A 24,353-nucleotide genomic window follows, 5' to 3' on the forward strand; every position below is an offset into this window, starting at 1 on the left:
AATAATGGATAGGAATCAAAGACTCAGTCTCTTATTAACAGGGGCTGGGTCTTTTAATATATTGATAATGTAAGCAGTGACCACTAAATCTTAATATTAAATGTAATAAGATTGTAAGATGTGGATGTTAGAATAAAACCATCAAGTAGATCAGACAAAGAAATGGCAGAAAATGAAAAAGGAATGAAAAGGAAGAGGTATCATGAATATATTATCAACCCACAATCTTACAAAGACATACGGAACAGGAGACAATGTCGTGCATGCGCTTACAGATGTGTCACTTGAGATTGAAGAGGGAAAATTTGTATCTATCATAGGCAGTTCGGGAAGCGGAAAGTCAACACTTCTAAATCTCTTAGGAGGTCTCGACAGGCCAACATCAGGAGATGTTATACTGGACGGCAAAGCTATTTTTGAAATGGACGATGAGGCACTTACGATATTCAGAAGACGAAAGATAGGATTTGTCTTCCAGAATTACAATCTGGTGCCGATATTAAATGTGTACGAGAATATAGTGCTTCCGATCGAGCTGGATGGAACGAAGATAGACACTGTGTATGTAGATAAAATTATGGATGTGCTCGGCTTATCGGAAAAGAAATTTTCCATGCCTAACCAGCTGTCAGGAGGCCAGCAGCAGAGGGTTGCGATAGCCAGAGCGCTGGCAGCAAAACCTTCTATCATATTGGCTGATGAGCCGACAGGCAATCTGGACAGCAAGACCAGCATGGATGTCATTGCACTGTTAAAGCTGACTGGTAAAGAGTTTGCACAGACGATAGTGATGATTACTCATAATGAAGAGATCGCAACCATGGCAGACCAGATGATACGGATCGAAGATGGCAGGATCTTCTCAGCAGGAGTACCAGATGGGGCAAATGGGGGTGAGAAGGATGCTTAGAAACAATAACCAGGCGGCGGTGAGCAGGATATATCATCGAATGTTGAAGCAGAATAAAGTGCGAAATGTAATTGTTATTCTGGCGATCGTTCTCACAACATTCATGTTCACGGCTGTATTTACATTGGGATTTTCCATAGCTAAAAATCTTAACCAGATGCAGCTCAGACTTCAGGGGACAAGATCTTCTATATATATGGAGCATCCATCTGAAGGTCAGATAAATGATATAAAGTCCTGTCCGTCACTTCTTGCGGCGGGAATACAGATCGATGCACAGACGGTAAGCACGGAATCAGGCAAGTACAGTTATCTGCTTCAGTATGATGATGATACGGAATTTAATGAGAATCTGAAACCTGCCATAACCGATATAAATGGCAGTTATCCGAAGGATGAGAATGAGATAATGCTCACAAAGCAGATACTTGGCAATATGGGTATCACGTCGCCAAAGGTTGGTCAGAACGTTACTTTGGTGATGGATGGTGAGAGGAAAAATTTTGTGCTCTCAGGCTGGTACACAGGATTTGCCAAGAGCAGCGTATGCCTGGTGTCAAAGAAATATGTGGATTCCCAGGGAATAGATATGCAGAAAGATGGACGTGTCAGTATCTCCGCAAAGGAGGGCAAGGGTGATAAACTCCAAGATGAACTTGAAAAGAATGTTACTTTGAGGCATGACCAGAAGTTTGACGTGAAATATGATGTTCAGTCTGAAAATGGTTCAAACCGTGTTTTTATAGCTATAAGTATAGGCATTATAGCTCTTATGATACTCCTTAGTGGATATCTTCTTATATATAATGTAATGTATATATCTGTTACAAAGGATATAAGATTCTATGGAATGTTGAAAACCATCGGAGCCACGATGTCCCAGATACAGAAGATAGTGAAAAAACAGGCACTATATCTGGCTTGTATAGGAATTCCGATAGGTGTACTCCTTGGAACGGCGGTGTCATTTGGCGTTGTTCCTCTTGCTATGAACATGCTGTCGGTAGACAGGGAAGCTGCACTTTCATCGGCGGTCAGTTTCAATCCGGGAATATATGTATTCTCCGTGGTATTTGCATTTGCAACTGTATTTATAAGTGCAAGGAAACCGGCAAAATATGCCGGGAAGATATCTGCAATCGATGCGATGAAATATGCTGGAAATATATCGGGAACAAGATATAAGTCCACCAGTGGAGGAAGGCCCTGGAAGATGGCATGGAGGAATGTGTTTCGTGAAAAAAAGAGAAGTATACTTGTGTTCGCATCAATATTCATGGGTTCAGTTACATTTCTGTGTGTGAATACATTTATATCATGCATGGATGCGGACAGTTATATAGAGCACTATCTTCACAATGATTATGTGCTATATGGCGACGGCGAATCAGATAACTCTAAGCCTCAGGCGACCATGGCAGATATCGCGGATCAGATGCAAAGCATTCCGGGTATGGGTACTGTAGAGGTGGACAGAAGCGCAAATGTAAGACTGCCATTTGATGCTGAACTTTATGCACCGTTTATTGAGACCGAGGATGACCCGGAATCTCTTGCGACATTTTATGAGACAACGACCAACAGTGAGGCACAGTATGGGGCACCGCTGATATCGGTCAATTCAGATATGATAAAGCTCTACAACAAAACTGCCAGACAGAAGATTGATATAGATGCATTCGAAAAAGGAGAGGTATGTCTGATAGGTTATGTAGATTCCATATCAGCGTCGGAGCGGATGACGGATAAGACTCTGACACTTGTAAATGACCAGACGGGCAGGAAGAGACAGATCACAGTTGGTGCAGCCATGATGAGAACAGAGCAGTCAGCAATCACCGCTGGGTATTATTGGACACTTGGTGGAGCTCCGGAGGCGATATTTGTGAGTGATGCGGTGATGGATGATCTGTTCCCGGATGCGGAGATCTCATGCATCATTGCGGATGCGGAGACAGGAAAAGAATCAGAAGTGACACCATATGTACAGCGCATCGTAAAGGAAAATCCAGTCATAGCCGGTAGTGATATCAAGTCGGTGGAGGGCTCGGAATTCAAGAAGTCTATGCTGTCGCTTGAGGTGATAGGCGGTGGAATGTCGATCATATTGATACTTATCGGAGTGGTGAATTATATCAATGTCATGATCACCGGTGTATATACGAGAAAACTGGAACTGGCAGTGCTTGAGAGCGTTGGAATGACAAAGAGGCAGATACGTAATATGCTTATGTACGAGGGCATGTTTTATGGTATTATAACAACAGTACTTATTGTGACACTTGGAAGCCTTATGATGTATGGAGCTGGCCGGCTAAGTGTGAATATAGCCGATTATGCAGTATTTCATTATCCGTATGCACTTGTTGCCGGAGTCGTTGTTGTGCTGTTTGCTATATGCATTGTGGTTCCGGCGATGGTGTTCAGACTTGTGACAAAAGATACGGTGACAAGCCGGCTGAGAGAAGCATCATAGATATTTGGCAGACCGGGAGTCATGAAAATGATATGGAATCAGTATGTAATTGATAGGAGAAAGTATGAAACGTATTTTGGTCGTGGAGGATGATGTGATCATATGTGGAGGTGTGAAGCTATTCCTTGAAAAGAGGGGATACGAAGTTGAAACTGCGTACTCATGCAAGGAGGCGGATGGCTGTCTGGAACATGGCTTCGATCTGATATTGCTTGACAGAAACCTTCCCGATGGAAGGGGCCTTGACTACTGCAGAGAACTGAGAAAAAGCACAAAGGTCCCGATCATCTTCCTCACGGCAAGAGATACGGAGGCTGATATGATAGAGGGGTTCCGGGCCGGCTGCGATGACTATATAGCGAAGCCGTTTTCCGTGGAACTTCTGTATCAGCGGATAGAGGCAGTCCTTCGAAGAAGTGAAAATGCACTGGATGGGGTAAAGCGCGAACGTTTTCATTATGGGGATATGAGTGTTGACTTTGAACGGATGCAGGTGTACATATCGGATGAACCGATAAAGCTGTCCGTTACGGAATACAGGATACTGGAACTGCTGATAAAAAATAAGGGGCGCGTTCTCACAAGGGATATGATCATACAGAAGATTTGGGATGACAATGAAAATTATGTGGATGAGAACACGCTGAATGTGCATATCAGGAGACTGCGTCAGAAGATAGAAAAGGATGCCGGCAATCCGGAGTATGTGATCACGGTGTTTGGAATTGGATATACATTTGGCGAGACATAGGCAGGGGTAGATAACAGAGATAATATGGATAAATATATTGAAAACTATGGTAAATATACGAAGAGAGTGAGGATGCTGTATGTATGCTCACTTCTTTTGTTTGTGTTTTTAGCAGTATTTGAGTATGTATGTTCAGGAAAAATACTTGCGGCCATAGGCGCACTGGCGTGTGGTGTAGTTATGTATGTTGTCATAAAGTTGCTGCAGAAGTCGGATGATGACTTTATTTCGGAGGTAGTGGCAGCTATGTCGGATCTTCTGGACAATCTCTCTGAGCTGAAACGGCATCAGGTATTTCCGGAAAATGAGGACTCGCTGGTATCAAGGCTGCAGAGCAAGGTTGACAAGATAATCGATGCACTGAAACTTCAGAATTCCAGAGAGAGGCTGGAGCATGAGAATATTAAGGGGCTGGTATCGGATCTTTCCCATCAACTGAAGACACCAATATCGAACCTGAGGATGTACACGGATTTTCTGAAAAATCCGGATATAAGTGATGATGAGCGTACTAGGTACTTGCAAGTCCTTGAACTGGCGGTGGAGCGCTTGTCATTTCTCTCGGAGAGTATGATAAAGGTATCCAGACTGGAAAGCGGACTTATCAATCTCGATGTGAAAAGCCAGAGTATAAATGACACTGTGCTGCAGGCAGTGAAAGATGTATATGTGAGTGCGAAAAATGCCGGTATAACTATCAGATATGATGAACAGGTGAAATGTGATATACAGCATGACAGAAGATGGACTGCGGAAGCGTGTTTCAATCTTTTGGATAATGCGATAAAATACGGAAAAACTGGAAGTGAGATAGTCCTGTCGGTCAGAAAACTAGGGCTCACGGTTGAAATCAGTGTGACAGATGAGAATGAACCAATAGGAGAGGATGAGCGCACACATATATTTGAGAGGTTTTACCGTGGCAGAAATTCCGGTGACAAGGATGGCGTTGGAATAGGTCTTTATCTGTCAAGGGAGATCATAGAAAAACAGGGCGGAATGTTAAGTGTTATTCCCCAAAAGGACGGTAACAAGTTCGTGATCGTGCTGCAGAGCCGATGAATGGAATAATGGAATGATTATATATAAAGGAGTACATATGATTTACACATACCCGGATTATTATAAGAAATTCAGCTGCATAGCGGACAAATGCCCGGACACATGCTGCGGCAAATGGCAGATAGTGATAGACGATGATTCGTTGGAAAAATATGAGGATTATAATGGTGAGTACAGGGATGAGCTGCGCCGCAAGTTAAATTGGAAAGAAGGCGTTTTCAGACACGGCAGAAGTGGAAAGTGTGCATTTCTGCGGGATGATATGCTATGTGACATGTATATACATATGGGAAAGAACAGCCTCTGCACTACATGCAGAGAGTATCCTAGACACACAGAGGAATTTGAGAATGTGAGGGAGATATCACTTTCTCTTTCATGTCCGGAGGTGGCACGGATACTGATGAACATCACGGACAAGGTCACATTTGTGACTGAGGAAGATGACGAGGACGAGGTGTTCGATGACTTTGATTATTTCCTGTATTCCAATCTGGAAGACATACGGGAGGAGATACTGAATGTCATTCAGGACAGAAGCGTGGACATCCGGAGCAGAATAGAGCGGGTGATTCAGATCGGTGCGTCGGCTCAGAGACACTATGATGAGGGCGACCTTGTCATGTGGAATGAGTGTGAGGAGCGGGATAAGCCGGAGATCCATGGAGAGCATGAGGAGCATATCCTTCTTCAGAAGCAGGCCATGTTCCTTATAGAAGAGCTTGAGCTTCTATACGATGACTGGGAGGATGTGCTCATTGAGTCGCAGGAGCTTTTGTTTGGACAGGGTGAGGAAGCTTTTGCCGGCAACAGGAAGAGGTTTGATGCATGGTGGAGAAATCACGGTGGGTGTGCCCCTCATATGACATTGGACATATTCCTTGAACAGATCATAGTCTACTTCATATCGATCTACCTTCTCGGCGCAGTGTATGACGACAATATATCCGGCAAGGTGAACGCATGCGTCGGACATGCGGTTGAACTCTATATGCTACTCATGGCGAGATGGCTCAGAAATGGTGAGACTCTGTCGGTGGATGATCTCATAGAGCTCTCTTACAGATATTCCAGGGAGATAGAGCATTCGGACGAGAATCTTGAACAGGTTGAGGTTCTAGATTGGTTTGGTCTGTAAATAAAAAAGCAAGCATCGTTATATCAGAAACAGGTGCTTGCTTTTTGTCATGTGTGGGAATAGTTATATTTTCTCAAGATCCTTATACTGCTCCAGTGCAGGACTTTCGTCGCCGACATACCAGTAGTCGCAGCAATCACCGCCAAGAGCCTCGGTCTGTGTACGGATCAGGCGGGCGTGCATGACCTCCGCAAGGTAGTGGTCAGTTCTGCACAGATAAGGGAGCAGATCTGCATAGCCGTGCTCCTTCGCATGCTTGGCTATAGGGCAGCCGATCAGATGGAAGCAGAACCCTTCAGTCCTGCCATCTGGGTTGATCTCAACTTTCCAGCTATCCATCCATTCTCCTTTAGCCTGGTGTTCCTGTTGCATTTTGTTGAACTTCACATAGGTTTTTTCAAATACTTTGTATGGCCAGTTGCTCTTGTTGCCATTGACAATTTTTCCAAGGAATTTCATCTTCTCAGTAGATTCCCGTTTGATCGTGAGAAGAACCTCGCCGTCAAGCCTGTGATCGCTTGCCTCATAAAATGATATGATGGTGAACCAGTCATACATATTGGCCGCCATCATATTTTTGCCGAGATCCGGCATGTCCCTGCGCATAAATTCCCTGTAATATTCATCAGCCTTTTTGAATATATCATCCGCCTCGGACGGAAGATTTTCTTTGCAGTATTTTTCATAGAGCTTTGCATAGCTCGATACTGAATATGCCCATTTCATCTCATTTATCTCCCATAACCTGATGCCAGCCTAGAATCTGCAGTGGTGTGGCTGACAAATTTAATTTAACTATTGGGTTAGAATATACTAACTGGATAAATTTTATCATATAAAGTTCAGGATAACAAACAATAATGTATTGAAAATTTTTGTTAAGTTGGGGAAAATATATATCTATAGAAAAACAATATAAAAACATTTGCATATAGTGAAAACAAATAATATAGTGATGACATTTAATGGCAAATATGATATAGTTTGTTATTATATTATTAAGTAGTCGTGGATATTGAGATAAAGACAAAAAATGATGGATAATCAAGTATTATCGATCATTTTTTATAATTCCTTTACTAAATTAGAGGTGCAAATATGATAACATGGGAAAATATAAATAATAAAGAATTTGAAAATTTGGCATTTGAATATATGGTAAGTAATTATCCAAATTTAAGATGGGAAAAAACAAAAATGACAAATGACGGTAATAAAGACGGAGAAAGTGTAATTTCCTATTTACCTTTTAATACAACTATAAAATATTGGTATGAGGCAAAATACTCCGTAAACACTAATAAAAGTATACCAAAGAGTCATTTAGATTCAACGTTAGTTTCTAGTTTGTTGGATGGGCATGTAGTTGTAATTGCGTTTATCACTAATGCATATATTAGCGATGATTATAAAAGACGTGCGGACATCTTTGCTAGTAATAGAGATAACCTAAAAATCTATTATATAAATGGGGAAGAAATAGAAAGTTGGTTATCAGATAACCCTACAATCGAAGATAAATATTTTCATACAAATTGTGCCCAGAAATATTACATTGAAGACAAAATAGAAACTGTATGTTTCTTAGATAAATATGATTGTGGAGATAACAGATTTTTAAAACTATCTACTATAAAATTGCGAAATGAATATCTTATATATGTTAGGTTTAAATCTTCTAAAGACCAAAATGTTGGTATTGTACTTGATGATGCTTTTGAATCTACGTCATGTTATATGAATATATATAAAGAACTATCTGATTGGAATGTAAAAAAAGGTGATAATTCATTGTTTTTACCAGTTAAAGTCATCATATCTAAACCTGAATATGTAATAAAAATAAAGATCTGTTCAGAAGTAAAAAACTATATAATAAAAGATATAAAAACATTAGACCTATATACTCCACAACTATTCATCTCATCTCAAATGGCAATATTAAATGATATAAATTTATTTATTAATTCAAATACATCGAATAATTTATTCTTTTTGATTGTTGGTAATGCAGGTAGTGGAAAAACATATTTATTAAACCAAATTCGTAACAATGTAACACAGCCATTTTCTTCAATTCTTTTAAATTTTTCTGGAAACGAGGAAAAAGATTTTTTATTGTGCTACAAATTATTTATTTTCTGCCAATTTGGGAATATATGGGAACTTAAGATAGAAGACTTGCAATATTTAAATTTAGATTTGACTATCAAAGAAGTACTAAATGAAATAAATAATGGGATAAGTTCCCCAATAACCTACAATAAAATTGTTGATTACTGTAATAGAAATTTAACAGAAACTAAAGAAGCAAATTTCCTTCAACAAAATATTTATATAGATGATATTCAAAAGGCATCCAAAAGTGTCCTTGAATTATTCCAATCTATAATGGCATGGGTGTATGGACAACGCATGCGCAAAAGATTTTTTCTTTTTTCACGTCCGATATTATCTAAAAATGAGAAATTAAATGATTTTTTAAAGTTAAATGCGTGTTATTATAAAGAAGTTCAACAGCCATCTATAAGTGATGTAGAATATTCTATTAAAAGTAATATTGGTAATTATCCAGCTGTCGTCTCATTAATTAAGAGTACAAATGTGGATGTTTCAGCTTTATATTTATATGATTTGTTATGTAGATTAAAAGAAAAAATTATACAGATTAATTGTCAGGATATTATTGAGACCTCATTAAAAATATCTCAAATTATGGATGATTTAATATCAGTTCAAAGTAACTTTATAAGACACGATTTATTTGTGAATTATTATTCTAATATAATTTTTGATTTCGTTTATACACTTGAAAGTGGTGTTGATATTAAGGCTCTTGTTGATTTTTTTGGTGAAAAAATATATGAGGATATTTTTATATTATGCCAAAAAAATGTAATAAAAGAAATTTCAGGTAAATTATACCCATTTCATGATACTCTTCTGGAAGAATTTAAATTTGAGAAGAAAAATATTTACAAAGAAAAAATTGGAGAATTTATTCTCTTTTGTCAAAACAAAGGACATCTTACCGATAGTGAATGTTATTATCAATTGGTATCATTAGGTGGAAAATATTTCTGGAAGTATCGTGCTATTTGTGCAAAATTCAGGGATGAACTACATGGAAATGCAAATTACTATGAGGCAGAAAAAATTGCAAAGACAATACAAAAGGAAAATCATAAGAATTTACGTGATTATGATTACTCAGATATTAAAAATATGTTTATATTAGGTAATTGTTACAAATACACAACATCCTACGAATCTGCAAATAATATTTTTGATAAAATCATAGAGATATATCAATTATCTACATCATCTATACCTAATGATATTTTACTAGAAACAATTTCAGAAAAAATAAATAATAATATATGGATGCTAAATGTAAATAACGCAGATAAAGAATTGAAACGAATGTTTGAATTATGGAATTTCAATAATATACAGAATAATACTAAATCATATAAATATGGTTATCTAAATTATTATAATCGTAGAATGTTCTGTAATTTTATGCAAGGAAGAGGAACAGAGGATGACTACAAAATGGCACTTTTAAAATCAAATGAACTTGGTTTAATAGAATATGAAGGATTTGCACATATGGATTATGCTAAATCCATTTACAATATAGATATGTATAGAGCATTTGGTTTATTGAATATGGCAAAAGACATTTTTGAAAAAAGTAATGAGCCACGTCGTTTATTAGATTCATTAAGTGAGATAGCTTTTACCAAAGCTCTATTGGAAAAAGACTATTCAATAATTATGCTACAAAATATTGGTGATAAAATGAAAGAACAAAAGTATATACATTCATATACAAGAAACTGTTTAAAAATCATAGTCATAATGTTACTATCACAAAAATATACACAGACTGAACTTTTGAATTTAATGAATAAAATGCTTATGAAAAACACAGCTATAGCAAGTGGAAAACGCCACCAGGCTATAGCATATCATGTTTTAGCTGCAATATATTATTTTTATAATGACATAATTCAAGCAAATAAATATTCAGAAAAATGCTTGCAATTATTTTCTGAATTGGGCGAGGACTATAAGAAAATACAATTTCATAATGCAGAAATTAAAAGAAAAGGAAAGATAATATTAGCTTGTGAAAATCCTTTATTTGACTCTGATAACTTCATTTTAGATACACGTATTTGGTAAATGTGTCACCGTTAAATCTTTAATACATTTACCAAATTTCCATATGTATCTATAACTAGATCAGAAGAGTTATGGTTCCTTGTTTCAAACCAGTGCTTATTTTTTCCTAAATCCAATATATTTTCCACAAAAAAAAGCAATGGTATATCAAGTTGATGTAATGAATATGGTAACAATTCATATAAATTTATTTTGTTAGGGGATATTCCATTTATTTCATATATATCTAAATAGGTAATTCCTAACTGCTCAATAATATTCTTCACAGTTCGAATTTGGCATATTGATACTACATAGTATGTATTATTGAGCATTTTGCTTGTAATTTGTCTTTTATAATGTTTATATATATCGGGTTTGAAATCCTTACCCATTTTTACCCAGAAATAGGCTTCTTGCTGGTAGAAATCAAAAAAATATTGATTTCTACCAGTTCCCTGTGAATGAAACGCAATTGCATCATGTACACATAAGCAACGTTTTCCACCCAGACTCAACTTTAATGATAATTCAAAGGACTCTAATTTGTTGTAATAAAATTCGTCAAACATTCCGTAATTATAAAAATCCGCTTTTCTCATAGCATATAAAGCTGATGTTAATGCTTGCCTTTCTTGAGGGTAATTAGAAAGATCTATAGTATTTAACAAGCGACCTGCAAAAAGATGCTTCTTGTAAAAAGGACCAAAAGTACTTCCTGCACACTGTATTCTGTTATTTTGAGGCCAAATTAATAAAGGTTGTACGCAAGCAACATTTTCAAGCATTAATGCATCAAGCATTTTACTAAAACATTCCTTTTCAGCAAAAACATCAGTATTAATAAAGTATAAGATATTGTTTTGAGCTTGTTTAACTGCATAATTATTTGCTTTTCCATATCCCAATTTTTTGTCAGAAATATATACCTTTATATTAGGGGGTTGTTTACTCAAATTTTTTATATAGGTAATAATATTGCAGTTTGTAATAGCATCTAAAATAACTATTATTTCTGAATTTAGAGCAAATTCATCTTGTAATAAGTGTTCAAAAAAATTATTTAACATTTCAAAAGAAGAATCTATTGAAATAATAAAACTAACATCCGTTTTCATATAAATTTTCTCCTTTAAATAAAATTTATTTTCATAATGAAGATAAAGGGAAATATACAAGAATATATTGATAATACTTGATTATCCGTATAAATACCACCTCCGCCGAGGTTGATTAAAGGCGCAAAATGAAAACAAAGCATATCCCCCGAAGGATAATATGCTTTGCTCCCATAACTAAATATTAAAATTATTTCTCGGATGTTTAGTTGCCAAAATACTTCGTTGTTTAGCAAGCGCAACGTGAGTATAAATCTCGGTGATGTTGATAGAGCTGTGCCCCAGCATTTCCTGAATATAGCGGATATCTACATCAGCTTCCAGCAGACTTGTTGCAAAAGTATGTCTGAACATATGGGGGGTAATGTGCTGAGTAATTGCTGCAATGGAAGTATATTTATTTATCATTCTGCGGACAGTCTGATCTGTCAGGGGACGGCCACATTGGTTAGCAAAAAAGTGGTTGCAATTGGCTATCTCCGAATAAAAATCATCTTTGTATTTGCTCAGTATACTTATAACTGAAGTATTTCCTATCTGGATTCGCCGTTCCTTATTGCCCTTGCCATATATAAGGATGCAACCATCGTATAGGTTGATATCATTGATTTTCAGTGAACAAAGCTCAGAAATTCGCATGCCGGTTGCAAATAAAAGTTCAATAACGGCTGCGTCTCTCAGAGAATTCCTTCTCTGGTAGGTGGTTTTTGCACAATTAAGCTGTTCATAAATGGTAGACAAAATTGATTCAACATTGCGAAGAGGTATAGTTTTGGGCAATATTACGGGTTCACGAAACTTAAGGTTCATTTTATTAAATGGATTTATATCCAGTAATTCTTTGTATTCAAGATAGTGAAAAAATGCTTTTGCAGATGCAATTTTACGTTTTACGGTCTTGGGCTTGTATTTATTATGAAGTTCACCGATGTAATCCTCCAATATACTGGTGGAAACGTCGGTGAAGTCAGATGAGCAAAGATAGTCTGAGAATTGCTTTAGATCAATCTTATACGCTTTCAGAGTTTTTTCATCAAGGCATTTCTGTTTACCACAGTATTCCAAATAATTTTTTATCAATGTTTGCATGTTGTCCATAGTTGATCTCCTTTGTATGTATTTGTCAGAATTATATGGTACAGGAAAAAACGTAGGAAAGTAATTGTGACTGCTAAATATGGCGTAAATAATAAAAAATACGGGAATCAAGTAGTACTTAAGGTGTAACTATGATAAAATTATTATGGTAATTGTGAAGATATCAAACATGTTCGTGAAGATGGAAGTGAATATTGGAGTGCGAGAGAACTTGGCCCGGCACTTGATTATGTACAGTGGAGAAATTTTGAAAAGGTAATAAAAAGAGCGATGATTGCATGTGAGAATAGTGGACATAGGGTTTCTGACGATTTTGCTGAGGTCAGCAAAATCGTTGAAGCAGGAGTTACGTCGAAACCAACAAGAGATTACGAATTATCCCGATATGCATGTTATTTGGTAGTACAGAATGGAGATCCACGTAAGGAAGTCATAGCTTTAGGTCAGACATATTTTGCAATACAGACATACAGACAGGAAGTCGCTGATCATTTTAATGAGTTGGATGAGGATAATAGGAGACTGGTGGTTCGGGGCGATATCAAGCAGTGGAATCAGATGTTGGCAGAGACTGCTCATAATGCTGGAGTAATAACAAATGAAGAATTTGCTTTTTTCCAAAATGCAGGTTATATGGGTCTGTATGGAGGACTTGATGTAGACGATATCCATTCAAGAAAACAGTTAGAAGTTGGGCAAAAAATACTTGACTATATGAGAAGTACGGAGTTGATCGCCAACTTGTTTCGTATATCTCAGACAGAAGAAAAGTTGAGGAAAGACAAAATATAAGGCGCTGATAAGGCAACATCAGTTCATTATAATGTTGGAAAAGAAGTGCGCACTGCAATAGAAAAGATTGGTGGCACGATGCCTGAAGATCTTCCAACGCCAGAAAAAAGTATTCAACAGATCGAGAAAGAACAAATGGAACGATTAAAGTTGAAGGCGAAGAAAGGAAAACTAATGCTTGATGAATGAGCGCTGGACTATTTGGCGATATTGGAAAGCACAAGCATTATATGTCCTGACCAGACATTTACTCAGAATTTACTTTCAGATGGTGTTGACATTTACAGAAATAAGACTAGTATATGTTCGATATGAAGTATGATATGGGAGGACAAATATGGGCAGTTATGTAATATCGGACATTCACGGATGCTATGACGAGCTGATCCGGATGCTTGAGAAGATAAATTTAGAAGACAGTGACACTCTGATATGTGCCGGGGATTATGTGGATAAGGGACCAAAGAACGCTGAGGTGCTGGAATGGATAATGAATGTTCCGCCAAATGTCATTCTGCTACGAGGCAATCATGATGAGGACTTTGCACAGAATATAGAGGCGATGAGGATCATCAGCTACAAAATGGATCTTGACAGGGATAGCCTGCAGGACACGAAAACTTTGTACCAGTCGATGAAAAAGCTTGCGAAAAAAGATGCCAGCGTAAAGTTTGACCGCTGTGAGACGGTATATGAGCTGATAGAATCCGGATATACTTTCTCGCAGTTATGTGCATGGGCGGACCGGATAAAGAACATGCCGTATCTGTATGAAACGAAAGTGTCTGGCAGAACATGCATAATAGTCCATGCCGGATACATCAGGAGACTTGATACGCCGGAACTTAAGGCCATGTATAGCTCAAGGGAAGAGTTCTATATGAATGCCAGGGGTGATGGATTTACAAATGGCGGCATCATGCACGGCATGGTAGTGGCGGGGCATACTCCAACGATCAAAGAGGAGGAGTTTGCATATAATGATGGATGGGTATTTCGTAAGTATGATGAGGAGAGAGATTTTTTGTTCTATGACATAGACTGTGGATGCTGGATGAGATATATAGGAAAAGAGAACGCTAGGCTGGCATGCCTCAGGCTTGAGGATGAAAAGGTGTTTTATGTGTGAGGTTGTGAAGTCCTGAATTAGTGGACTTCACAAATTTTTCACAAAATTTATTAGCACTCTGTGTTGACGAGTGCTAACAGAAGTGGTATAACATAATCAGTCAAAGGAAAGAGCTTCTAAATAGAAATTAACGATAAGCCTTGAAGCGATCCTTTGAAAAGGAAACGAAATTATTAACATGTATATACCTGATGCGATAAAGGCAGAGGGGATAGATATTGGAAGGAGAGATGACTTATGTTAATGCCTAGTATTATTGGAGATAGCTTTTTAGATGATTTCTTTGGATATCCTGAGAGGACTTATACAGCACCAAAGCAGACGCAGATGAATGGATTTATGCAGGCTGATGTAGCCGAGAGCGAGGATGCCTACACAGTTGAGATGAATCTTCCAGGAGTTAAGAAAGAGAATGTGAAGATTGAGCTCAAGGATGGATATCTGATCGTGAACGCTTCTACAAAGAGTGAGACCACAGAGGAAGATAAGAAGACAAAGTATATCCGCAAGGAGCGTTACAGTGGCTCAGGTAGCAGAACTTTCTATGTTGGCAAGGATCTGACTCAGGAAGATATCAAGGCCAAGTTTGAGGACGGAGTGCTTAAGCTCACAGTTCCAAAGATTGAGAAGAAACCGGAAGAGCCAAAGTCAAAGTATATAACAATTGAATAAATATACGATAGATGATTACTTTCATTTGTATATAAAAGTCCGGCACAGGAACCTCCCTCCTGTGCCGGATTTTTTGTGGCGTCATTGTTGATTGACAACCTTAACTCACAGATTATAATGGGAATAAGCATAATTACAAATAAGACAAGGAGATGTATGACATGAGATACAAGGCAGCGATATTTGATATGGATGGAACAATACTCAATACTCTTGAGGACCTGACAGACAGTACAAACTATGCACTTGCTCATCATGGATTCCCTGAGAGAACTATAGATGAGGTTAGAAGATTTGTTGGGAATGGCATACGAAAGCTCATTGAGAGAGCTGTGTCGGCGGGAACTGATGTGGCAACGATAGATAAGGTGTTTGATACATTTGCTTCTTATTATAAGGAGCACAGTGCAATCAAGACCAGACCATATGACGGAATACATGATGCTATAGCAAAGCTCAGGGCAGCAGGTGTGAAGACTGCGGTTGTGTCCAACAAGGCAGATTTCGCTGTTCAGGATCTGTGCGTTGACTATTTCCCAGGAATGTTTGATTTCGCACTTGGTGAGAAGTCTGGCATAGCCAAGAAACCGGCACCTGACATGGTGGAGGAGTGCCTCAGAACGCTTGGTCTTGAGAAGAAGGATGTCGTATATATAGGTGACTCTGATGTGGATCTTGCCACAGCAAGAAATTCTGGAACGGATGTCATCATGGTCGGCTGGGGATTCAGAGACGAGGAGTTTATCATGAGCCTTGGCGCACCATTTGTCATACATGACACACAGAAGATCGTTGATATAGTATTGGGAGAGTAGTGGATGCTTACATATTCATTTGACGACAGAGGGATGGATTTCCTCTATGAGCATTTGTACAAAGAGATAAAAAATGACATATTGATAGGAAATCTTAAAGCCCATGAGAAGCTGCCGTCAAAGAGGGCACTTGCAGCTCATCTGAATGTGAGCGTGGTCACTGTGGAGAATGCCTACAGCCAGCTTCTTGCGGAGGGGTATATTTATTCCAAGCCGAAGAGCGGGTTCTATGTGTGTGACGTGAAGGCCGAGGATGCGGATGTTGTGGGAGTGCGCAATGCCTGCTATACCAGTCGATCGGAAGACCATGTGACAGAGCATTCTCATGTGATCAGGGAACACGCAGAATCCCCTGGCCAGAACAGGTTCTTTGCCGACTTTGTAAACAATTCCACCCTCAGTGAGAACTTCCCATTTTCGACATGGACGAAGCTCATGAGGGAGACGATGATGGATGACCGGGAAAAGCTTATGAAGAGATCACCGTCTGGTGGTATATTTGAACTCAGAAAGGCCATTGCGGATTATCTCTATCAGTTCAGGGGGATGTCTGTAAGCCCGAACCAGATCATAGTCGGCGCGGGAACGGAATATCTGTATGGTCTTATCATACAGCTTCTCGGCAGGGACAGCGTATACGGTGTGGAGAATCCGGGATATCAGAAGATACAGCACATATACGATGCATATCAAGTGAAATGCTGTTATATAGACATGGATGAGAGCGGTGTCAACATAGATTCGCTAGAGCGGTCCGGGGCTGATGTGGTGCATATATCACCGTCACACCATTTCCCTACGGGAACTGTCACTCCGGCGAGCAGGAGATATGAACTGCTGGGCTGGGCGGCAAAGCAGGAGGGCAGATATATCATAGAGGATGAATATGACAGTGAATTCCGTCTGGTTGGAAATCCAATCCCGGCGCTTCAGAGTATAGACGCATCTGATAAAGTCATTTACATGAATACATTTTCAAAAAGTTTGTCATCAACCATACGAATAAGCTACATGGTATTGCCAATACCGCTCATGGTAAGGTATAATCATGTACTAAGCTTTTATGCGTGTACGGTGTCGAATTTTGATCAGTATACACTCACAAGGTTTATCCAGGAGGGGTATCTGGAAAAGCACATCAACAGGATGAGAAAGTTTTACAGGAACAGCAGGGACAGGATACTCGGTTGTATCAGGAGTCACAGGCTGTATCCACAGGTAACGATAAAGGAAGAGAATGCAGGTCTTCATTTCCTTATGGAGATCGACACGTCATACACGGACAGAGAGATGGTGGACAGGGCTGCCGCGGCAGGAATCAACATATCCAGCCTCAGCCAGTACTGCCACGGAAAAGAGCAGGAGGACAGCCACACACTGGTTATCAATTATTCGGGCATAGAAGAAGACATAATAGAGGAAGCCTGTGACAGACTTCTTGAGAGTGTGGTGTGCTTGACGACATAGCATGCAGACGCCGCGCGGAGCGCATTTCATGCGTTTGCAGGAATTTTTCGTAAGGAGGACAACGGATGAAGATATCATTTGATTCACTTGAGGAGCAGAATATTCAGAACTTTAAGGGCGGCGAAGGCGTATTCAAGCCACGCATGCACGTAGGCAATTACAACAAGATCATGAGGGCAACACTTCCAGCCGGAAGTTCTATAGGACTTCACACACATGACACCAACAGCGAGATCATATTTATCATCTCAGGAGTTGGGACCATGGAGTATGACGATACCATGGAGATACTCAATCCGGGCGACTGCCATTATTGCCCACCGGGACACAGCCATAGTCTGAAGAACAACGGCGATGAGGATCTGGTGTTCTATGCTGTAGTGCCAGAGCACAATTAGAAGAGAATAATATAAGAAAATAAAAAAGAGGTTCTCCCAATCAATGTAACTGGAATACATCTGGAATTCCGGGTGCGCATCAGAACGTGGAGACCTCTTTTTTATTTGTTATCAAGTGATTAACTTGATATATATGCGTTAATTCATGTCACATCTAGAAAAGTTGCAGATAAATGTAACCTGGAGTTGCAATCAAGGCAACCAGAAGTTGGTTGAATATGAGTAAAATTGGTTTTATCATGTAAAAGTAGGCGATAGAATTATATAGTTGGAGGAAAAATGTGGTGTTTCGCGTCAGGCTGTAGCAAAATGGGAGAAAGGTATTAACTTTATAATACTATCACTGGATAGACTGTTTTATCGCAGTTTACATAAATTTTACGTGCCTGCATATTGAAAAATACGATACAAAATGCTAGTATAATAGCAAATTTATGGTGATGAAATTTAAGCCAGTAGATACACAAGAAATGTGTCTGCTGGCTTTTCTTGCTTTTTACATAGATTTTACATTTCGTTTACTGCATGTGGATAGCGGCCCTTTCCTTATGTGGATATGCTTGTTTAAGATGAGATTTACATAAGGAGGAAAGAAACACAGTGGACGAAAGAGTTAAGATAGTGTTTGGATTGCTGGGAGGACTTGCCATGTTCCTATATGGAATGAACAGCATGAGCGATGCACTCCAGAAGGCAGCAGGAGAAAAGATGAAGAGGATATTGGGATTCCTTACCAAGAATCCTTTGATGGGAGCTTTGGCGGGGGCACTTGTAACCGCAGTTCTCCAGAGCAGTTCGGCGACCACGGTCATGGTCATCGGATTTGTAAGTGCAGGACTCATGAGTCTGCCACAGGCTATATCAGTAATATTTGGAGCAAATATAGGAACGACCATGACGGCACAGCTTATGGCGTTCAAGATCAGTAATTACATATATCCGATCATATTCATAGGCTTCATTATGAACTTTGTGTTCAAGAAGGAAAAGATCAGAAATGTTGGTATGGTCATATTCTCATTTGGACTTCTCTTTGAAGGTATTGAGGTCATGGGTGGTGTTATGAAACCACTTGCCAGCAGTGCGATATTTGTGGATCTGATGGGCAAGGTGTCAGAGATACCGGTTCTCGGAGTTGTACTTGGTGCAGTCATGACCTTGGTTGTACAGAGTCGTTCGGCGACCATTGCGGTACTTCAGAACTTTGCGTCACAGCCTGGACCTGACGGAATACACAGTGTCATAGGTCTGGCAGGGGCGATACCTATCCTTTTTGGAGATAACATTGGAACAACCATCACAGCGCTTCTGGCATCCATAGGACAGTCCAAGAATGCCAAGAGAACAGCCATCGCGCACAGTACATTCAATATCACAGGAACCATACTTTTCATGTTCCTTATAAGACCGCTGGCTGCATTTGTGCAGTGGATATCACCGAAGGGCGATGAACTTGACATCATATCAAGACAGATAGCAAATGCGCATACCACGTTCAATGTGGCATGTACACTTATCTGGCTGCCTCTGATACCTGTTATGGTGAAGATAGTTAAGTTCATCATCAGGGGTGAGGACAAGAAAAATTCAGAGGGCTTTGTAGCCAAATACCTCGATGATAAAGCTATGTCACAGCCGGCGGCAGCTATCTACATGGCCGCAAAAGAAATATCAAGATTGTCTGTTCATGCGGGTAAGATGATAGGTGCTATGAAAAATGCTATAGAGAAGAGAAATATTACAGATATCCGTGACAAATATGTGGATGAGCATGACAAGGTCAAGGAGCTTCAGAATATAATAGTTGATTTCATCACAAAGCTGATATCAAGTGGTAACCTTACCGAGAAACAGGCAGAGCAGGCGGCAGGCCTCATGGTGGTCAGCAACAATATAGAGCGTATAGCAGACAGGTGCGATGAGGTGGATGGCCTGTATAAAAAGATCCTGGACAATGGACAACTGCTGTCGGATGCTGCGATAGCTGACCTGACAGCATGTATGGATATGACAGAGAAACTTTTCGGTGAGTCAATGAATGCAATAATTACTGGGGACAGCGAAACTCCTGATAAGGTTGCCGCAGACAAGAAGAAGATAAGAAAGCTCCAGAGACAGGCAGGTAAGGCTCATCTCGCAAGAGTCAAGAAAAACACATGTGTGAGAAGCCTGACAGCGGATTATTCAGCACTCCTTTACAGCATGGACCGTATGGCGGACAACTGCATATCCATTGCGGAAGAGGCAATCGACGATTTCACATTTGACAAACTTGATATAGAGAATATGGATAGTGACAGTGGAGCTCTTGAGAAGGCAGGTGCTCAGGCATGACAAAATACAAATGTGAAAGAACGTATATTGACAGGCATATAGACAGAAACTGCAAAAGGGCTGGATACTGGAAAATGGTGGGCAGATTTCTTGCAATGGCTGCACTGGGTTCTCTGCTGCTTACAGGATGTGGCACCAAAGTGGACGTTCCGGATATGTCATCCATGGGTACAATAAACGTGGTTTCCAGAGAGGAAGGTTCCGGTACTAAGACGGAATTTGACAATCTTGTAGACACCGATGCGACGGGAACCAACACTGTTGCAGATTCCACAGACAATGTTATATCGCAAGTAGCCTCTGACAAAAATGCGATAGGTTATATAGCATATAGTGCAGAAAATAACAGCGGCGTAAAGGTGCTGGATGTCGATGGGACAGCTCCGGATACGGCATCCGTAGAAAAGGATAAATATTCTCTGTGCAGGGATTATATATTGGTATACAGTGGGGAACTGTCAGCCGTGGCAAAGGACTTTATGGCTTATGTGAAGTCTGCAGGGCAGGCTGTGGTTGCGGATTATTGTGTTCCTGTAAAGAAAAGCGAGACATTTCTGTCAGACAAGTCTGGTGGTACGGTGGAGATACATGGTTCCACATCGGCAGCTCCGATTGTATCTAAGCTGGCAGAGGAATATATGAAGATCAATCAGGCAGCGAAGATTGTAGTCACAGAGTCGGATTCGACACAGGGACTCAATGATGCACTTCAGGGCAGATGTGACCTTGGAATGTCATCCAGAAGCCTTCAACCATACGAGAGCGAGCTGCTCACGTCATATGTATTTGGACGTGATGCGATTGCTGTGATCGTAAACAGTGAGAATCCGCTATCTGACATATCGGTGGATATGCTGAAGAAGATATATGACAAGAAGTATACAGAGTGGGGAGATTTAAAATAATTTCATGAGGAGAGCTTTGCGTGAAAATATAATGCGGCTGCTCCTTTAAACAGGAGGATAGTCATGCTGGCTATCCATCTTGTTATATATGTAAAGAATAAAATAGATAGAAAGAGGACAGGCAATTGGTAAACTGGCTGATCAGATTAATAAAAATAATAAAGAACAGAAAAGGAGAATATGAAGAGATGGCACAGGAGACAAATATAAGTACAATAAAGGGCGTATACGTCAACAGAGAGATTTCATGGCTCAAGTTTAATGAGCGTGTGCTGGAGGAGGCACAGAATGAGAATTCACCGCTTTGCGAGAAATTGTCATTTCTGGCAATATATCAGTCAAATCTTGATGAATTCTTCATGGTGAGAGTTGGGTCTCTGGAGGATCAGAAACTTTTGACCGGAGATCAGAGGGAGAATAAGACAAAGCTCAGCCCACAGGAACAGATTGATGCGATCCTTGAGAATGTCACAAAGCTCAATGCGATCAAAGACAACATATATGAGAATCTCATGAAAGATGTTGAGCCGGAGGGCTTTAGACTGGTACGATATGCAGACCTGTCAAAGGCTGACGCAAAGTATCTTGACAGTTATTTTGCGCAGGAGATACTTCCGCTGCTATCAGTGATGATCGTTGGAAGAAAACAGCCATTCCCATTCCTCAAGAACAGAGAGATATATGCCCTTGCCATACTTGAGAGAAAGGGCAAGAAGAAACTCGGTATCATACCTTGCGAGAGCGGAATGCTTCCAAGACTTGTCGCACTTCCGGGTGTGCCGGGAACCTATATACTTTTGGAGGAGCTTATCCTTCACTATGCTCCAGGGCTTTTCAAGGGCTACAAGGTTCAGGAGAAGACCCTCATGAGGATCACCAGAAATGCCGATATCGACGTGAGCAAGGTGTATGATGAAGACCTCAACTATAGAGATCAGATGGAGCAGGTTGTTAAGCTTAGAAAGAAACTTGCTCCGGTCAGAATAGAATTTACAAGAGATATATCACAGAAGATGGTGGGCGAGGTGTGTGATTACTGTGAGCTTGACGAAAAACATGTATTTTATTCAAAATCTCCGCTGGATCTGTCATTTGTATTCCAGATACAGGATAAGCTCAGGGACAGACAGGAGCTGTTCTTTGAGAAGAGAGTGTCACAGCAGTCACCGGATCTTGATGTGATGAAGCCACTTATACCTCAGATACTTGAGAAGGATGTGCTTCTCTCATATCCGTATGAGAGCATCAGACCGTTCCTGAATCTCCTTCAGGAGGCAGCAAGAGATCCAAAGGTAAATGCAATCAGGATGACACTTTACCGTCTGGCAAAGAACTCCAAGGTGGTGGAGGCTCTTGTTGAAGCTGCTGAGAACGGTAAGCAGGTTGAGGTACTTGTGGAACTCAAGGCAAGATTTGATGAGGAAAATAACATAGAGTGGAGCCGTACCCTCGAGGACGCGGGCTGTCATGTTGTGTATGGTGTGGATGGTCTCAAGGTACACTCAAAGCTTTGTCTTATAACCAGAAAGGATGGAGGCAGGATCCAATACATAACACAGATAGGAACGGGCAATTACAATGAGAAGACATCGAGACTCTACACAGATCTGTCACTTATGACTGCAAATGAGGATATTGGTAAGGATGCCATGAAAGTGTTCCAGTCAATCCTCATCGGCAATACAGTCAGCCATGCTGATCACCTGCTTGTGGCTCCTGAATGCCTGCAGGCTCCGGTCATCAAGATGATAGATGATGAGATAGCCATAGCAAAGGATGGTCAGCCTGCGTATATCGGTGTTAAGATCAATTCTCTCACTGACAAGAAGATCATCGACAAGCTGGTTGAGGCATCGAAGGCGGGAGTTAAGGTTGAACTTATAGTAAGAGGAATATGCTGTCTGCTGGCGGGAATCCCCGGAGAAACGGAGAATATACATATAAGAAGTATTGTTGGACGTTTCCTTGAGCATTCAAGAATATATATGTTCGGAACCCCTGACAGAGACAAGATATATATAGCTTCAGCAGATTTTATGACACGTAACACTCTCCGCCGTGTGGAGGTTGCTACACCTATATATGATGATAAGATCAAGCAGCGTATCAGAGATATGTTTGGACTTATGATGAAGGATAACATGCAGGCACGCATACAGCAGCCTGATGGCACCTACTTGAAACAGAACCGTGATGTGGAAGAGATAAACTCACAGGAAATACAGTATGCAGATGCCTATGAGAGGGCACGTCAGTAGATGTATTACATAGTGAGGGATGATGATGAAAAATAAGAAGATAAAGATCAGGGAGCTTGAGGATATAATAAAAAATAAACGGATATACCCGGTGTTTCAGCCTATAGTAGATCTTAGAAGTGGACATATATTTGCTTATGAAGCATTGTCCAGAGTACTGGGTGGTTCCAGCATGGAAATAGGTGAACTGTTTGAGCTGGCATGCAGGTGCAGAAAGGTCTGGGAACTCGAGGCGGTATGCCGCCGCAATGCTCTGAAGCAGGCGGTGTATATGCCGGCTGGGAAAAAGCTGTTTTTAAATGTTGATCCAAATGTCATACTTGATCCGAAGTTCCGCAGTGGAACCACAAGATATATGATGAAAAAGTATGGTCTGACACCTGACGATGTGGTGTTTGAGGTGACTGAGAGGACCAGGATAAAGAAGGAGACAACATTCACTGAGACGGTCAATCATTATCGGGATGAAGAATTTCATATAGCCATAGATGATTTCGGAGCTGAGTTTGCAGGGATGAACAGAGTGTGTATGCTGCATCCGGAGTACATCAAGCTTGATATTGAACTTATAAAGGATATAGATTCAAATGAGTATCAGAGAAGCTTTGTGAAACATTTCGCAGATTTCTGTGAGGAGAAAGGGATCAAGCTGGTTGCAGAGGGCATAGAGACTAAAGCAGAGCTTGAGACCGCGGCACGAATAGGTGTGGCATATGGTCAGGGCTACTATCTGTATGCGCCGGGAGTACATTTTGCTGAGTAATCATAACGATTCAGAGTGAATATATATGGACATTTGCTTTCTGAGGACAGATATGATAGAATCTGTAAAAATCAAAGATAAAAATAACGTGCAGATT

Annotated in this window: 19 protein-coding genes; 16 read left to right on the forward strand and 3 right to left on the reverse strand. The window is 40.0% G+C overall.

The features are described from left to right. The first annotated feature begins 202 nt into the window (after positions 1-202). The 5 genes from DWW60_RS05310 to fliB all read left to right on the forward strand — a co-directional run bounded on the left by DWW60_RS05310 (position 203) and on the right by fliB (position 6,337). On the forward strand, positions 203-910 hold the full coding sequence (locus DWW60_RS05310) for an ABC transporter ATP-binding protein (protein ID WP_117874559.1): 708 nt from the start codon (positions 203-205) through the stop codon (positions 908-910). Then, positions 903-3,386, forward strand: a complete 2,484-nt coding sequence (locus DWW60_RS05315; RefSeq protein ID WP_243002921.1) for an ABC transporter permease — start codon at positions 903-905, stop codon at positions 3,384-3,386. The genes DWW60_RS05310 and DWW60_RS05315 overlap by 8 nt, the downstream gene beginning before the upstream one ends. A gap of 64 nt (positions 3,387-3,450) precedes the next feature. Continuing rightward, the gene (locus DWW60_RS05320; protein ID WP_015533759.1) at positions 3,451-4,137 is read left to right on the forward strand and encodes a response regulator transcription factor; all 687 of its coding nucleotides are present in this window, start codon (positions 3,451-3,453) and stop codon (positions 4,135-4,137) included. Positions 4,138-4,161: 24 nt separating this feature from the next. Further along, positions 4,162-5,199 (forward strand): sensor histidine kinase, encoded by a 1,038-nt coding sequence (locus tag DWW60_RS05325; RefSeq protein ID WP_117874560.1) that lies wholly within the window; start codon positions 4,162-4,164, stop codon positions 5,197-5,199. A 37-nt stretch (positions 5,200-5,236) separates the two neighbouring features. After that, the gene (gene fliB / locus DWW60_RS05330; protein WP_117874561.1) at positions 5,237-6,337 is read left to right on the forward strand and encodes a flagellin lysine-N-methylase; all 1,101 of its coding nucleotides are present in this window, start codon (positions 5,237-5,239) and stop codon (positions 6,335-6,337) included. Positions 6,338-6,400: 63 nt separating this feature from the next. On the opposite strand, the gene DWW60_RS05335 is transcribed toward fliB, so the two are convergent. Next, entirely contained in the window at positions 6,401-7,063 is a 663-nt protein-coding gene (locus tag DWW60_RS05335; protein WP_055223120.1) for an L-2-amino-thiazoline-4-carboxylic acid hydrolase, read from the reverse strand. A gap of 372 nt (positions 7,064-7,435) precedes the next feature. Between DWW60_RS05335 and DWW60_RS05340 the strand changes: the two genes are divergently transcribed. Further along, entirely contained in the window at positions 7,436-10,528 is a 3,093-nt protein-coding gene (locus DWW60_RS05340; RefSeq protein WP_055223123.1) for an ATP-binding cassette domain-containing protein, read from the forward strand. Positions 10,529-10,539: 11 nt separating this feature from the next. Here DWW60_RS05340 and DWW60_RS05345 read toward each other — a convergent pair whose 3' ends face one another. Together DWW60_RS05345 and DWW60_RS05350 are read right to left on the reverse strand one after the other, a co-directional pair. Then, a complete protein-coding gene (locus tag DWW60_RS05345) occupies positions 10,540-11,625 on the reverse strand; it encodes a glycosyltransferase family 2 protein (protein WP_117874562.1) in 1,086 nt (361 codons plus the stop codon). A gap of 177 nt (positions 11,626-11,802) precedes the next feature. Further along, positions 11,803-12,723, reverse strand: coding sequence for a tyrosine-type recombinase/integrase (locus DWW60_RS05350; protein ID WP_117874563.1), 921 nt, complete (start codon positions 12,721-12,723; stop codon positions 11,803-11,805). A gap of 162 nt (positions 12,724-12,885) precedes the next feature. Between DWW60_RS05350 and dinD the strand changes: the two genes are divergently transcribed. From dinD to DWW60_RS05400, 10 genes are all read left to right on the forward strand, one after another. Next, positions 12,886-13,515 (forward strand): DNA damage-inducible protein D, encoded by a 630-nt coding sequence (dinD, locus tag DWW60_RS05355; RefSeq protein ID WP_330417751.1) that lies wholly within the window; start codon positions 12,886-12,888, stop codon positions 13,513-13,515. Positions 13,516-13,852: 337 nt separating this feature from the next. Continuing rightward, positions 13,853-14,644 carry a metallophosphoesterase gene (locus DWW60_RS05360; RefSeq protein WP_117874564.1) on the forward strand — a complete coding sequence of 264 codons (792 nt, stop codon included), beginning with the start codon at positions 13,853-13,855 and terminating at the stop codon, positions 14,642-14,644. A gap of 237 nt (positions 14,645-14,881) precedes the next feature. Continuing rightward, on the forward strand, positions 14,882-15,316 hold the full coding sequence (locus DWW60_RS05365) for an Hsp20/alpha crystallin family protein (RefSeq protein WP_022215836.1): 435 nt from the start codon (positions 14,882-14,884) through the stop codon (positions 15,314-15,316). Positions 15,317-15,477: 161 nt separating this feature from the next. Then, positions 15,478-16,131 carry an HAD family hydrolase gene (locus DWW60_RS05370; RefSeq protein ID WP_330417746.1) on the forward strand — a complete coding sequence of 218 codons (654 nt, stop codon included), beginning with the start codon at positions 15,478-15,480 and terminating at the stop codon, positions 16,129-16,131. Positions 16,132-16,134: 3 nt separating this feature from the next. Further along, positions 16,135-17,598 (forward strand): MocR-like pyridoxine biosynthesis transcription factor PdxR, encoded by a 1,464-nt coding sequence (pdxR, locus tag DWW60_RS05375; protein WP_117874566.1) that lies wholly within the window; start codon positions 16,135-16,137, stop codon positions 17,596-17,598. A gap of 65 nt (positions 17,599-17,663) precedes the next feature. Beyond that, on the forward strand, positions 17,664-17,996 hold the full coding sequence (locus DWW60_RS05380; protein ID WP_004850052.1) for a cupin domain-containing protein: 333 nt from the start codon (positions 17,664-17,666) through the stop codon (positions 17,994-17,996). 600 nt (positions 17,997-18,596) lie between these two features. After that, positions 18,597-20,330: a Na/Pi cotransporter family protein gene (locus DWW60_RS05385; protein WP_117874567.1), complete on the forward strand. Its 1,734-nt coding sequence runs from the start codon at positions 18,597-18,599 to the stop codon at positions 20,328-20,330. Then, positions 20,327-21,235: a substrate-binding domain-containing protein gene (locus DWW60_RS05390; protein WP_055273765.1), complete on the forward strand. Its 909-nt coding sequence runs from the start codon at positions 20,327-20,329 to the stop codon at positions 21,233-21,235. Before DWW60_RS05385 ends, DWW60_RS05390 begins: the two co-directional genes overlap by 4 nt. A gap of 188 nt (positions 21,236-21,423) precedes the next feature. Next, on the forward strand, positions 21,424-23,493 hold the full coding sequence (gene ppk1, locus DWW60_RS05395) for a polyphosphate kinase 1 (RefSeq protein WP_117874636.1): 2,070 nt from the start codon (positions 21,424-21,426) through the stop codon (positions 23,491-23,493). A 25-nt stretch (positions 23,494-23,518) separates the two neighbouring features. Then, positions 23,519-24,256: an EAL domain-containing protein gene (locus DWW60_RS05400; protein ID WP_055273762.1), complete on the forward strand. Its 738-nt coding sequence runs from the start codon at positions 23,519-23,521 to the stop codon at positions 24,254-24,256. The last annotated feature ends 97 nt before the right edge of the window (positions 24,257-24,353 follow it).

This window comes from Coprococcus sp. AF16-22, assembly GCF_003461545.1.
In the GTDB taxonomy this organism is placed as follows: Bacteria; Bacillota; Clostridia; order Lachnospirales; family Lachnospiraceae; genus Coprococcus; species Coprococcus aceti.

What these genes read in the sequence shown, in the direction of transcription:
- DWW60_RS05310 (WP_117874559.1), top strand. Translation starts at nt 203, where the DNA reads ATGAATATATTATCAACCCACAATCTTACAAAGACATACGGAACAGGA.
- DWW60_RS05315 (WP_243002921.1), top strand. Translation starts at nt 903, where the DNA reads ATGCTTAGAAACAATAACCAGGCGGCGGTGAGCAGGATATATCATCGA.
- DWW60_RS05320 (WP_015533759.1), top strand. Translation starts at nt 3,451, where the DNA reads ATGAAACGTATTTTGGTCGTGGAGGATGATGTGATCATATGTGGAGGT.
- DWW60_RS05325 (WP_117874560.1), top strand. Translation starts at nt 4,162, where the DNA reads ATGGATAAATATATTGAAAACTATGGTAAATATACGAAGAGAGTGAGG.
- fliB (WP_117874561.1), top strand. Translation starts at nt 5,237, where the DNA reads ATGATTTACACATACCCGGATTATTATAAGAAATTCAGCTGCATAGCG.
- DWW60_RS05335 (WP_055223120.1), bottom strand. Translation starts at nt 7,063, where the DNA reads ATGAAATGGGCATATTCAGTATCGAGCTATGCAAAGCTCTATGAAAAA.
- DWW60_RS05340 (WP_055223123.1), top strand. Translation starts at nt 7,436, where the DNA reads ATGATAACATGGGAAAATATAAATAATAAAGAATTTGAAAATTTGGCA.
- DWW60_RS05345 (WP_117874562.1), bottom strand. Translation starts at nt 11,625, where the DNA reads ATGAAAACGGATGTTAGTTTTATTATTTCAATAGATTCTTCTTTTGAA.
- DWW60_RS05350 (WP_117874563.1), bottom strand. Translation starts at nt 12,723, where the DNA reads ATGGACAACATGCAAACATTGATAAAAAATTATTTGGAATACTGTGGT.
- DWW60_RS05360 (WP_117874564.1), top strand. Translation starts at nt 13,853, where the DNA reads ATGGGCAGTTATGTAATATCGGACATTCACGGATGCTATGACGAGCTG.
- DWW60_RS05365 (WP_022215836.1), top strand. Translation starts at nt 14,882, where the DNA reads ATGTTAATGCCTAGTATTATTGGAGATAGCTTTTTAGATGATTTCTTT.
- DWW60_RS05370 (WP_330417746.1), top strand. Translation starts at nt 15,478, where the DNA reads ATGAGATACAAGGCAGCGATATTTGATATGGATGGAACAATACTCAAT.
- pdxR (WP_117874566.1), top strand. Translation starts at nt 16,135, where the DNA reads ATGCTTACATATTCATTTGACGACAGAGGGATGGATTTCCTCTATGAG.
- DWW60_RS05380 (WP_004850052.1), top strand. Translation starts at nt 17,664, where the DNA reads ATGAAGATATCATTTGATTCACTTGAGGAGCAGAATATTCAGAACTTT.
- DWW60_RS05390 (WP_055273765.1), top strand. Translation starts at nt 20,327, where the DNA reads ATGACAAAATACAAATGTGAAAGAACGTATATTGACAGGCATATAGAC.
- ppk1 (WP_117874636.1), top strand. Translation starts at nt 21,424, where the DNA reads ATGGCACAGGAGACAAATATAAGTACAATAAAGGGCGTATACGTCAAC.
- DWW60_RS05400 (WP_055273762.1), top strand. Translation starts at nt 23,519, where the DNA reads ATGAAAAATAAGAAGATAAAGATCAGGGAGCTTGAGGATATAATAAAA.